Origin of the sequence: Pseudomonas sp. 57B-090624 (genome assembly GCF_003234055.1) — a bacterium.
Classification (GTDB): domain Bacteria; phylum Pseudomonadota; class Gammaproteobacteria; order Pseudomonadales; family Pseudomonadaceae; genus Metapseudomonas; species Metapseudomonas tohonis.
In genome coordinates this window covers 22,758-34,730 of sequence record NZ_QKRU01000071.1, presented here as the reverse complement: position 1 = coordinate 34,730, position 11,973 = coordinate 22,758, and the positions used below count along the sequence as shown (strand labels likewise).

Here is an 11,973-nt window from a genome sequence, read left to right as displayed (position 1 = left end):
TGTTCAGCACCTGACATGAACTCTAACGCCAAGAATGCAGGCTGTCAACAGCAATCTACGAAATTAAAATTGAAATGTAGATGCTGACCTACAACACCGAATCAACAGCCTTTTCCGAATACCCAAATAAATAAGTCCAGGCGTTGACGGTATCCGCCAATCCCCCAGGTTCTTCCAGCTTCCAGCTTCCAGCTTCCAGCTTCCAGCTCCAATCCCGCCATGGATCAATGAAGATGGGCGCCGTGCCGTTATCATGGGCGCCCGTTTTCGTTCATGAGCCCCTTCCATGCGTCCGCTGATCGCCGCCGTCGACCTTTCTGCCATCCGCCACAACCATGCCGTCGCCAAGCGCTGTGCCCCGGGCCGCCAGGTGTTCGCGGTGGTCAAGGCCAATGCCTATGGGCACGGCGTGCGGGAGGTGGTCAGCGTCCTGCACGACGTCGCCGACGGCTATGCGGTGGCATGCCTGGAAGAGGCGGCGGAAGTCCGCGCCATGAATGACCGCGCGCGCATCCTGCTGCTGGAAGGCTGCTTCGAGCCCCGCGAGTACCTGATCGCCGCCCAGCTCGGGCTGGATGTCGTGGTGCAGGGCGAGCGCCAGGCCGAGGCCCTGCTCGTGGCCGAGACCAGCCGCCCGCTGAATGTCTGGCTGAAGCTGGATTCCGGCATGCACCGACTGGGCTTCGATGCCGACGCCCTGCGCCAGTGGCACGGGCTGCTGCATGGCGCCGGCAAGGTGGCCGAGCTCAACCTGATCAGCCACTTCGCCTGCGCCGACGAGCGTGGCCACGCACTTACCGAGCAGCAGGTGGAATGCTTCCTCGGCCTGCTGGACCTGGATTTCGACCAGCGCAGCCTGGCCAACTCCGCCGCCATCCTCACCATTCCCGCCGCCCACATGGACTGGGTGCGCCCCGGCATCATGCTCTACGGCGCCACGCCCTTTACCGACCTCACCGCCCGCGAACTGGGGCTCAAGCCGGCCATGAGCCTGACCGCCGAGCTGATCGCCGTGCGTGATGTCGCGGTGGGTGAGAGCGTTGGCTACGGCGCCTCCTGGGTCGCCGAGCGTCCTTCGCGCATCGGCATCGTCAGCTGCGGCTACGCCGACGGCTACCCGCGCAACGCGCCCAGCGGTACGCCGGTGGTGATCCGTGGCCAGCGTGCGCCGCTGGCGGGGAGGGTATCGATGGACATGCTGGCGGTGGATCTCACCGACCTGCCCGAGGCCGTCGAAGGCGACGCGGTGGAGCTGTGGGGGAAGCAACTGCCGGTTGACGAGCTGGCCGCCGCCTGCGGCACCATCGGCTACGAGCTGCTCACCAAGGTCACCGCACGGGTGCCGCGGCGTTACCTGAGCTGAGGCTCAGACCAGGCCGCTCGGCACCTTCAGCACGTCCAGCTCCAGGCGTGCCTCGCTGGACAGCTCGCCGTCCGCGCCGAAGATCGCGAAGCCCGAGCGGCCCTTCTCCTTGACCTTGTACATCGCCTGGTCGGCGGTCTTGTAGAGGCCGGCGAACTGGCGCGCGTGCTGGGGATAGAGCGCCACGCCGATGCTGATGGTCACCGTCAGCTTCTGGGCGCCGTAGTGCACCGGCTCCGCCAGCTCGGCCAGCAGGCGCTCGGCGATCTCCCGGGCGTGGGGCTCGGCGTCCGGCCCGCAGATCAGCACCGCGAACTCGTCCCCGCCCAGGCGCGCCACGCTGTCGCCGCCCCGCACGTGCTCGCGCAGGCGCTGGCCGATGCTGCGCAGCATCGCGTCGCCGGCATCGTGCCCGTACTTGTCGTTGATCGGCTTGAAGTGGTCCAGGTCGATCAGCATCAGCGCCACCGTCTCGCCGCGCCGGCCGGCGTTGGCCAGGGCGGTCTCGGCGCGCTCGATCAGGTAGCGGCGGTTGGGCAGGTCGGTCAGGGCATCATGGAAGGCCGCGTGCTCCAGCTCCTGCTCGCGCTCGCACAGGCGCTGGTTGGCGGCCGCCAGTTCGGCGGTGCGGTTGGCCACGGCGGCCTGCAGCTCGTCGGCGCTGGCCTGCATCTGCGCCAGGCGCGCGGTCTTCTCGCGGTCCACCTGTTCCAGTGCGGCGGCCTTTTCCTGCTTGAGCATCTGGATGCGGTAGGCGAGGGCGAAGGAGAACAGGATCGACTCCGCCGCCACGGCGATGGGGAACATGTAGGCAGTGAAGTTGGTGGGCTGGATGATCCCCGCCGCGCGCATCACCAGCACCGCGGTGCTAACCAGCACGGTGCCGTAGCCGACCAGGTAGAAGCGCGCCGGGATGAAGCCCTGGTACCAGCGCACGCCGGCGCTGACCAGCGCGGTGGGCACGGTGACGATGGGCGTGATGGCGATCAGCAGGGCACCCTCGGCGCGGTAGCCGAAGGCGTTGATCAGGATGGCGATGGCGTAGAGCACGCAACTGACGTTGAAGGCGCGGTCGGCCCAGACCAGCCCGCGTCGCGTGTACAGCAGCTCCTGGGTGAAGCGCATGACGAAGATGCCCCAGAGCGACGGCAGGCTGATGCGGTCGAGCCAGAAGGGCACCGGCGAGCCGCCCCAGAAGTACTGGAAGCCGTGGCCGGTCATGCTGAGGATGAACACCAGGGCGCAACCGGTGGCCAGCACGTACCAGAGGTAGGCCTTGTCACGCAGGGCCACGAGGATGAACAGGTTGTAGAGGAACAGCGCCAGGATCACCCCGTAGATCAGGCCGAAGCCCATGTCCTCAGTGGCGCGCAGGTCCTGCAGGTCATCCAGCTGCCAGACCTTGAGCGGGAAGGAGTTGCCCGCCGGGTCGTAGCTGCGGAAGTAGAAGGTCAGCGGCTCCGTGCCGAGCTCCGGGAGGCGGAACACCATGCGCCGGTAGTCGAAGTCGCGGCCTTCGGCGAAGGGCACCGACTCGCTGGTCTCGCGCTCGCTCCAGCCGCCCCGGCCATCGGGCAGGTAGAGGCGCACGCGGTAGACGGTGATGCCCGAGTTCTCCAGCCACCACTGTGCGGGCGCATCGGCGCTGCGGCTGAGTTGCACCTTTACCCACCAGGCACTGCGGCTCTGCCCCACGGAGGCGCGTCCATCCGCCGGAACGAAGCGCGACTGCACGGCCGGATCGGCCATGTCGGCGATGCCGAGTGTCCCGCTGGCGTCTTCCAGCAGCTCTATGTGGGCGTTCAAGGGGGTGCCGCTGCTGTCGGCCTGCAACTGGAAGGGAGCTGCGCTGGTCTGGCCGCAGAAGCCGAGGATGCCCAGCAGAATCATTGTCAGATGGATTAGGCGAAGCACCGCACGCTCCTTGTGCCCGTAACCACTGGGGGCGGGCGGTATTGTTATCGGCAGGAGTATAGCCATTAGGTATCAAAGTGATGACAGCTATATGTCGCCGGCTGGAAAAAGGCATCGGAAAACCTACTGCCAAAGTCGGACTTGTTCATTTTTTGTGCTATATTTCGCGCCCGCTTTTTCACCTGAGATCCGACGGTCCCTGCCATGCAAGCCGCCAAGCCGCTGTTCGACTATCCGAAGTACTGGGCCGAATGTTTCGGTCCTGCACCTTTCCTGCCAATGAGCCGGGCGGAGATGGACCAACTTGGCTGGGATTCCTGCGACATCATCATCGTCACCGGCGATGCCTACGTCGATCATCCTTCGTTCGGCATGGCGATCATCGGCCGCCTGCTGGAGGCCCAGGGCTTCCGCGTCGGCATCATCGCCCAGCCGGACTGGCGCTCGAAGGACGACTTCATGAAGCTCGGCGAGCCCAACCTGTTCTTCGGCGTCGCCGCCGGCAACATGGACTCGATGATCAACCGCTACACCGCCGACAAGAAGATCCGCTCCGATGACGCCTACACCCCGGGCGGTGTCGCCGGCCGTCGACCGGACCGCGCCAGCCTGGTGTACAGCCAGCGCTGCAAGGAAGCCTACACCCACGTGCCCATCGTGCTGGGTGGCATCGAAGCCTCGCTGCGCCGCATCGCCCACTACGACTACTGGCAGGACAAGGTCCGCCACTCGATCCTGATCGATGCCTGCGCCGACATCCTCCTCTACGGCAACGCCGAACGCGCCGTGGTGGAGATCGCCCAGCGCATGGCCCATGGCGAGACGATCGACTCGATCACCGACATCCGCGGCACCGCCTTCATCCGTCGCGACACCCCGGAGGACTGGTTCGAGATCGACTCCACCCGCATCGACCGCCCGGGCAAGGTCGACAAGATCATCAACCCCTACGTCAACACCCAGGACACCGCTGCCTGCGCCATCGAGCAGGAGAAGGGCCCGGTCAAGGACCCGAACGAGGCCAAGGTGGTGCAGTTGCTGCCCAACCCGCGCCTGACCCGCGAGAAGACCGTGATCCGCCTGCCGTCCTTCGAGAAGGTGCGCAACGACCCGGTGCTCTACGCCCACGCCAACCGCGTGCTGCACCTGGAGACCAACCCGGGCAACGCCCGAGCCCTGGTGCAGCGCCACGGCGAGACCGACGTGTGGTTCAACCCGCCGCCCATCCCCATGACCACCGAGGAGATGGACTACGTCTTCGGCATGCCCTACGCGCGGGTGCCGCACCCGGCCTACGGCAAGGAAAAGATCCCCGCCTACGAGATGATCCGCTTCTCGGTGAACATCATGCGTGGCTGCTTCGGCGGCTGTACCTTCTGCTCCATCACCGAGCACGAAGGCCGCATCATCCAGAACCGCTCCCACGACTCGATCCTGCGCGAGATCGAGGAGATGCGTGACAAGGTGCCCGGCTTCACCGGCGTCGTGTCCGACCTCGGCGGGCCGACCGCCAACATGTACCGCATCGCCTGCAAGGACCCGGAGATCGAGCGTCACTGCCGCAAGCCGTCCTGCGTGTTCCCCGGCATCTGCGAGAACCTCAACACCGACCACAGCTCGCTCATCGAGCTGTACCGCAAGGCCCGCGCCCTGCCCGGTGTGAAGAAGATCCTCATCGCCTCGGGCCTGCGCTACGACCTGGCCGTGGAGTCGCCCGAGTACGTCAAGGAACTGGTCACCCACCACGTCGGCGGCTACCTGAAGATCGCCCCGGAGCACACCGAGCGCGGCCCGCTGGACAAGATGATGAAGCCCGGCATCGGCAGCTACGACCGCTTCAAGCAGATGTTCGAGAAGTACTCCAGGGAGGCGGGCAAGGAGCAGTACCTGATCCCGTACTTCATCGCCGCCCACCCCGGCACCACAGACGAGGACATGATGAACCTCGCCCTGTGGCTCAAGCGCAACGGCTTCCGCGCCGACCAGGTGCAGGCCTTCTACCCCTCGCCCATGGCCAGCGCCACCGCCATGTACCACTCGGGCAAGAACCCCCTGCGCAAGGTCACCTACAAGAGCGAAGGGGTGAAGATCGTCAAGAGCGAGGAGCAGCGCCGCCTGCACAAGGCCTTCCTGCGCTACCACGATCCCAAGGGCTGGCCGATGCTGCGTGCCGCACTGGAGCGCATGGGCCGCGCCGACCTCATCGGCAACGGCAAGCACCAGCTGATCCCCACCCACCAGCCGGAAACCGACGGCTACCAGAGCGCCCGCCGCAAGAACTCCACCCCGGCCGGCAGCAAGAAGGTCGGCAAGGCCATGCTCACCCAGCACACCGGCCTGCCGCCCCGTGCCAGCGACGGCAGCAAGCCCTGGGACAAGCGCGAGGAAGCCAAGGCCGCAGCCCAGGCCCGGCGCCAGGCGGAGAAGAGCGGCGCCGGCAAGGGTGCCAAGAAGCCCGGCAAGCGCCCCCCGGTACCGCGCTGATCCGCCGTGCCGTTAAATGAAGACGCCAGCCCCGTGCTGGCGTCTTCGTTTCCAGCCACCGTCCACGGGGTGTAGGGCGACATCAGTCGCCCGCCTTCTCGCCCCGGATGGTTACTCGAAGGGACTGGTTACAAAATGTTTTTGGCACTATAGTTCCAATCTCATAAGAACAACGACGGAGCCCGCCATGCGTATCGCCTCCCTTTCCCTTCTCGCGCTCTCGGTGCTGCTGGCCGGCTGCGGCGAGCAGGACAAGACGCCCACCACCCACGTGGATTTCCAGAAGGAGCTGCAGGCCAAGCTGATCAAGGCCAAGCCGGGCACCGTCATCGAGATACCCGCCGGCACCTACCAGCTCGACCGCAGCCTCAGCCTCAAGGCCAGTGGCGTGACCATCAAGGGGGCCGGGATGGACAAGACCATCCTCAACTTCAAGGGCCAGAAGGCCGGAGCCGAGGGGCTGCTGGTGGACGCCTCCGACTTCACCATCGAGGACCTGGCCCTGGAAGACACCAAGGGCGACGCGCTCAAGGTGGTGGGCGGCAAGAACATCGTCATCCGCAACGTGCGCACCGAATGGACCAACGGCCCGGCCACCGAGAACGGCGCCTACGGCATCTACCCGGTGCAGACCGAGAACACCCTGATCGAAGGCGCGGTGGCCATCGGCGCCTCCGACGCCGGCATCTACGTCGGCCAGTCGCGCAATGTCGTGGTGCGCAACAGCCGCGCCGAACGCAACGTCGCCGGCATCGAGATCGAGAACACCATCGGCGCCGACGTCTACGACAACCTCGCCACCGGCAACACCGGCGGCATCCTCGTGTTCAACATGCCCAACCTGCAGCAGCCGGGGCACGGCACCCGCGTCTACCGCAACCAGGTCAAGGACAACGACCACGACAACTTCGGCCACAAGGGCACCCCCGTGGCCAGCGTGCCGGCGGGCTCCGGCGTGGTGATCAACTCCAACGACGATGTGGAGATCTTCGACAACGACATCAGCGGCCACCGCACCGCCAACGTCATCGTCAGCAGCTACTTCAGCACCGGCTACACCAACCTCTCCACCTCGGAGAACTTCGACCCCTACCCCGAGCGCATCGCCATCCACGGCAACCGCTTCGGCCCCGGTGGCGACAGCCCCGACAACCTCGAACTCAAGGCTCTCAAGGTGGCCAAGTTCGGCCTCGGCGGGCGCCTGCCCGACATCCTCTGGGACGGCTACGTCAACCCGGACAAGCTGGTGGACGGCAAGCTTCCGGCGGAGCTGGGCATCTGCGTCGACAACGGCGACGCCACGCTGATCAACGTCGACGGCCCCAACGGCTACAAGAACATCACCACCGACATGTCCGCCCACCGCTGCAAGCTGCCGGCGCTGCCGGAAATCGTCCTCGGCTCGGCCAAGGAGGCCCCCGGCGCATGAAGCGCGGTTTGCTGTTGATCGCCCTCCTGCTGCTCGCCGCCTGCGGCCGGCAGCCGGAGCCGCGCTTCATGCCCGAAGGCGATGCCTACCCCGAGAAACTCAGCGAGTGGGGCATGCTGCGCCTGGCCGACGGCCACCTGCAGCCGGTGGCCGCCGTGCTGCCCTATGACCTCAACACACCGCTGTTCACCGACTACGCGCACAAGATGCGCACCCTGTGGATGCCCGAAGGCCAGGCCGCCAAGTACGGCGAGGACCACTTCGACTACCCCGTCGGCACCGTCCTGACCAAGACCTTCTACTACCCCCGCGATGCGCAGGGCCGCCTGCTGAAGAACGCCGATGACGACCGCGACCCGGCTGCCGGCCTGGCGCTGGATCGCGTGCGCCTGGTGGAGACGCGCATCCTGTTGCGGCAGAAGGACGGCTGGGTGGCGCTGCCCTACGTCTGGGACGAGGCGCAGAAGGAGGCCACCCTGGAATGGGCCGGGGCCAGCTTCGACCTGGAGCTGCTGGACGCGAAGGGCGAGCGCCTCGCCGTCGACTACCAGGTGCCCGACGCCAACCAGTGCGCCGGCTGCCACGAGGAGCGCCACGGCGAGGGCGTGCGCCCCCTCGGCCCCAAGGCGCGGCACCTGAACAAGGACCTGGTCTATGCCGACGGGCCCGACAACCAGCTCGTCCACTGGCACAAGCGCGGCTTCCTCAGCGGCCTGCCGGCAGCGGTGGCCAGCGTCCCGCGCAACGCCCTGTTCGGCCAGCCGCGCGATGGCGAGAGCCTGGAGCTGCAGGCCCGCAGCTACCTCGACGCCAACTGCGGCCACTGCCACAACCCCAAGGGCCCGGCACGCACCTCCGGCCTGTTCCTCGACGCCGCCGCGCCGATGGGCATCAACTTCGGCCTGTGCAAGCAGCCCGTGGCCGCCGGCAAGGGCTCCGGCGACCGCCTGGTGGACATCCACCCGGGCAAGCCCGAGGAGTCGGTCCTCACCTACCGCGTCGAAAGCACCGACCCCAGCGTGATGATGCCCGAGCTCGGCCGCTCCGCCGTCCACCGCGAGGGCCTCGACCTGCTGGAGCGCTGGATCGCCGGCCTGCCCGGTGCCTGCCGCAGCTAGCGGCAGGCACCGGGGCCTCTGTGGGAGCGGTTTCAACCGCGATGGGCGTGCACGGCGCTGATCGCGAATGAATTCGCTCCCACAGGGCACCATCCCCGTCATCTTCCCTGTCTATGCTCACTCGCACTTCATGGTCGTCGGCACGCGACACGAACCATTTTCGTGCACGCCGTTCGAAGCAGTGCGTCCCGAGCCCCGTTCCAGTGCCGGCGCGGGGCGCACCCATCGACAAAACAGCACCTTGCGCGCTGGCATGAGACTTGCGCAGCAAGGCCATCGCTCAGGCTCGCAGGAGGCACGCCGTGTCGATCCACGTCGCACTGCACCACGTCACCCATTACCGCTACGACCGCGAGGTCGCCCTCGGTCCGCAGATCGTCCGCCTGCGCCCGGCGCCCCACAGCCGCACGCGCGTCCTCGGCTATTCGCTGAAGGTCGAGCCGGGCAAGCACTTCATCAACTGGCAGCAGGACCCGCAAGGCAACTACCTGGCGCGCCTGGTGTTCCCGGAAAAGACCCGTGAGCTCAAGGTCGAGGTCGACCTGGTCGTCGAGATGGCGGTGTTCAACCCCTTCGACTTCTTCCTCGAGCCCTACGCCGAGCAGGCGCCCTTCGCCTACACCGCCGAGGAGCAACGCGAGCTGGCGCCCTACCTCAGCCGCCAGCCGGCCACGCCACTGTTCGCCAGGTACCTCGCCGCCATCGACCTCACCCCGCGCGCCAGCGTCGACTTCCTGGTGGAACTCAACCAGCGCGTCTCCCGCGACATCCGCTACCTGATCCGCATGGAGCCCGGCGTGCAGACGCCCGAGCAGAGCCTGGAGCTGGGCTCCGGCTCCTGCCGCGACTCCGCCTGGCTGCTGGTGCAGCTGCTGCGCCATATCGGCCTGGCGGCGCGCTTCGTCTCCGGCTACCTGATCCAGCTCACCGCCGACCAGAAGGCCCTCGACGGCCCCAGCGGCACCGAGGTGGACTTCACCGACCTGCATGCCTGGTGCGAGGTGTACCTGCCCGGCGCCGGCTGGATCGGCCTCGATCCCACCTCCGGCCTGTTCGCCGGCGAAGGCCACGTACCGCTCGCCTGCAGCCCCGAGCCGTCGTCGGCAGCGCCCATCAGCGGCGCGGTGGACGAGTGCGAGTGCGAGTTCTCCCACGACATGCGCATCGAGCGTATCTGGGAGGCGCCCCGGGTCACACGGCCCTACAGCGACGAGCAATGGGCGGCGATCCTCGACCTCGGCCGGCGCATCGACCGCGACCTGCTGGCCCGCGACGTACGCCTGACCATGGGCGGCGAGCCCACCTTCGTCGCCATCGATTACCCCGACGACCCGGAGTGGAACACCGCCGCCCTCGGTCCCAACAAGCGCCGCCTGGCCGCCGAACTGTTCCACCGCCTGCGCGACCACTACGCCCCCAACGGCCTGGTGCACTTCGGCCAGGGCAAGTGGTACCCCGGCGAGCAACTGCCGCGCTGGTCGCTGAACTGCTTCTGGCGCCGCGATGGCGAGCCGATCTGGAACGACCCGGCCCTGCTGGCCGACGAGGGCCGTGGCTACGACGCCAGCGCCGAGCTGGCCGGGCGCTTCCTCGCGCAACTGGCCGGCCGCCTGGGCCTGGCCGCCGACGGCATCTTCCCGGCCTACGAGGACTGGTACTACTACCTCTGGCGCGAGCGCCGGCTGCCGGTCAACGTCACCCCCGAGGACGCCCGCCTCGCCGACCCGCTGGAGCGCGAGCGCCTGCGCAAGGTCTTCGAGCAGGGCCTGGGCGAGATCGTCGGCCAGGTACTGCCCCTGGGGCGCAGCGCCAGTGGCGACGGCTGGCAGACCGGTTCCTGGTTCCTGCGCGACGAGCACTGCCGCCTGCTGCCCGGCGATTCGGCGATGGGCTACCGCCTGCCGCTGGATTCGCAGCCCTGGGTCAGCGAGGCCGACTACCCCTACATCCACGCCGCCGACCCCGGCCAGGCCTTCCCGCCGCTGCGTCGTGCCGCGCAGATCCGCACCCAGCTGCGCCAGGGCGCGCCGGGCAAGGGCCAGGCCGAGGCCGTGCCCGGCCTCCACCAGTCGGCTGCCGGCGTGGTCCGCACCGCCCTGTGCGCCGAACCCCGCGACGGGCGCCTGTACCTGTTCATGCCGCCACTGGCGGAACTCGAACCCTGGCTGGAACTGGTCGCCGCCATCGAGGCCACGGCGCGCGAGCTGGAATGCCCGGTACTGCTGGAGGGCTACGAGCCACCCGGCGACCCGCGCCTGAACGTATTCCGCGTCACCCCGGACCCGGGCGTCATCGAGGTGAACATCCACCCTTCCAGCAGTTGGGAGGAGTTGGTCGAACGCACCGAGTTCCTCTACGAGGCCGCGCGGCAGACGCGCCTGGCCAGCGAGAAGTTCATGGTCGACGGCCGTCATGTCGGCACCGGTGGCGGCAACCATTTCGTCCTCGGTGGCGCCACACCGGCGGACTCGCCGTTCCTGCGCCGACCCGACCTGCTGCGCAGCCTGATCAGCTACTGGCACAACCACCCCTCGCTGTCGTACCTGTTCTCCGGCCTGTTCATCGGCCCCACCTCCCAGGCCCCCCGGGTGGACGAGGCGCGCAACGACGCCCTCTACGAGCTGGAGGTGGCCTTCGCGCAGATGCCCGAACCCGGTGCCGACTGCCCGCCCTGGCTGGTGGATCGCCTGCTGCGCAACCTTCTGGTGGATGTCAGCGGCAACACCCACCGCGCCGAATTCTGCATCGACAAGCTCTACTCGCCCGACAGCAGCAGCGGCCGCCTCGGCCTCCTGGAGTTGCGCGCCTTCGAGATGCCGCCCCACGCTCGCATGAGCCTGGCCCAGCAACTGCTGCTGCGAGGCCTGGTGGCGCGCTTCTGGGAGCAGCCCTACGCGCCGCCGAAGCTGGCGCGCTGGGGCACCGAGCTGCACGACCGTTTCCTCCTGCCGCACTTCGTCCAGCAGGACTTCGACGACGTGCTGCACGAGCTCAACGAGGCGGGCTACCCGGTGCGCGGCGAGTGGTTCGCGCCGCACTTCGAATTCCGCTTCCCCAAGTACGGCGACTTCATGGTCAAGGGCATCGAGCTGGAACTGCGCCAGGCCCTGGAACCCTGGCACGTGCTGGGCGAGGAGGGCGCCGGCGGCGGCACCGTGCGCTACGTCGATTCGTCCCTGGAGCGGGTGCAGCTCAAGCTCGGCGGCCTGGCCCCGGACCGCTACGTGCTCACCTGCAACGGCGAGCCGGTGCCCCTGCAGAGCACCGGCCGGGTCGGCGAATTCGTCGGCGCCGTGCGCTACCGCGCCTGGCAGCCGGCCTCCTGCCTGCAACCCACCATCGGCGTCCACGCGCCCTTGGTGTTCGACCTGGTGGACACCTGGATGCAGCGCTCCCTCGGCGGCTGCCAGTACCACGTCGCGCACCCCGGCGGGCGCAGCTACGACAGCTTCCCGGTCAACGCCTATGAGGCCGAAAGCCGGCGCCTGGCGCGCTTCTTCCGCCTCGGCCACAGCCCCGGCAAGCTGCAGGTGCAACAGCCGCAAAGGAACGACGAGCTGCCAATGACCCTGGACCTGCGTCGCCATTAAGCTGTGCGCCGCCGCAGCCTGGCGTCCGGCCGGCTGCGGCGGCACCCAGGATTACAATTGAGAACGGGCGCATCC

General features: G+C 67.8%; 6 protein-coding genes. 5 read left to right on the top strand and 1 reads right to left on the bottom strand.

Annotated elements, in window-relative coordinates:
• The first annotated feature begins 286 nt into the window (after positions 1-286).
• Entirely contained in the window at positions 287-1,363 is a 1,077-nt protein-coding gene (alr, locus tag DMX10_RS26080; protein ID WP_111263821.1) for an alanine racemase, read from the top strand.
• Positions 1,364-1,366: 3 nt separating this feature from the next.
• Here alr and DMX10_RS26075 read toward each other — a convergent pair whose 3' ends face one another.
• A complete protein-coding gene (locus DMX10_RS26075) occupies positions 1,367-3,253 on the bottom strand; it encodes a diguanylate cyclase (RefSeq protein WP_111263820.1) in 1,887 nt (628 codons plus the stop codon).
• Positions 3,254-3,481: 228 nt separating this feature from the next.
• Here DMX10_RS26075 and DMX10_RS26070 point away from each other — a divergent pair, with 228 nt between their 5' ends.
• The 4 genes from DMX10_RS26070 (at position 3,482) to DMX10_RS26055 (ending at position 11,898) form a co-directional block, all read left to right on the top strand.
• A complete protein-coding gene (locus tag DMX10_RS26070; RefSeq protein ID WP_111263819.1) occupies positions 3,482-5,761 on the top strand; it encodes a YgiQ family radical SAM protein in 2,280 nt (759 codons plus the stop codon).
• 187 nt (positions 5,762-5,948) lie between these two features.
• Positions 5,949-7,190, top strand: coding sequence for a parallel beta-helix domain-containing protein (locus tag DMX10_RS26065; RefSeq protein WP_111263818.1), 1,242 nt, complete (start codon positions 5,949-5,951; stop codon positions 7,188-7,190).
• Positions 7,187-8,308, top strand: coding sequence for an SO2930 family diheme c-type cytochrome (locus tag DMX10_RS26060; protein WP_111263817.1), 1,122 nt, complete (start codon positions 7,187-7,189; stop codon positions 8,306-8,308). The genes DMX10_RS26065 and DMX10_RS26060 overlap by 4 nt, the downstream gene beginning before the upstream one ends.
• 302 nt (positions 8,309-8,610) lie before the next feature.
• Positions 8,611-11,898, top strand: a complete 3,288-nt coding sequence (locus tag DMX10_RS26055) for a DUF2126 domain-containing protein (RefSeq protein ID WP_111263816.1) — start codon at positions 8,611-8,613, stop codon at positions 11,896-11,898.
• Positions 11,899-11,973: the final 75 nt, after the last annotated feature.

What these genes read in the sequence shown, in the direction of transcription:
- DMX10_RS26065 (WP_111263818.1), top strand. Translation starts at nt 5,949, where the DNA reads ATGCGTATCGCCTCCCTTTCCCTTCTCGCGCTCTCGGTGCTGCTGGCC.
- alr (WP_111263821.1), top strand. Translation starts at nt 287, where the DNA reads ATGCGTCCGCTGATCGCCGCCGTCGACCTTTCTGCCATCCGCCACAAC.
- DMX10_RS26070 (WP_111263819.1), top strand. Translation starts at nt 3,482, where the DNA reads ATGCAAGCCGCCAAGCCGCTGTTCGACTATCCGAAGTACTGGGCCGAA.
- DMX10_RS26075 (WP_111263820.1), bottom strand. Translation starts at nt 3,253, where the DNA reads ATGATTCTGCTGGGCATCCTCGGCTTCTGCGGCCAGACCAGCGCAGCT.
- DMX10_RS26060 (WP_111263817.1), top strand. Translation starts at nt 7,187, where the DNA reads ATGAAGCGCGGTTTGCTGTTGATCGCCCTCCTGCTGCTCGCCGCCTGC.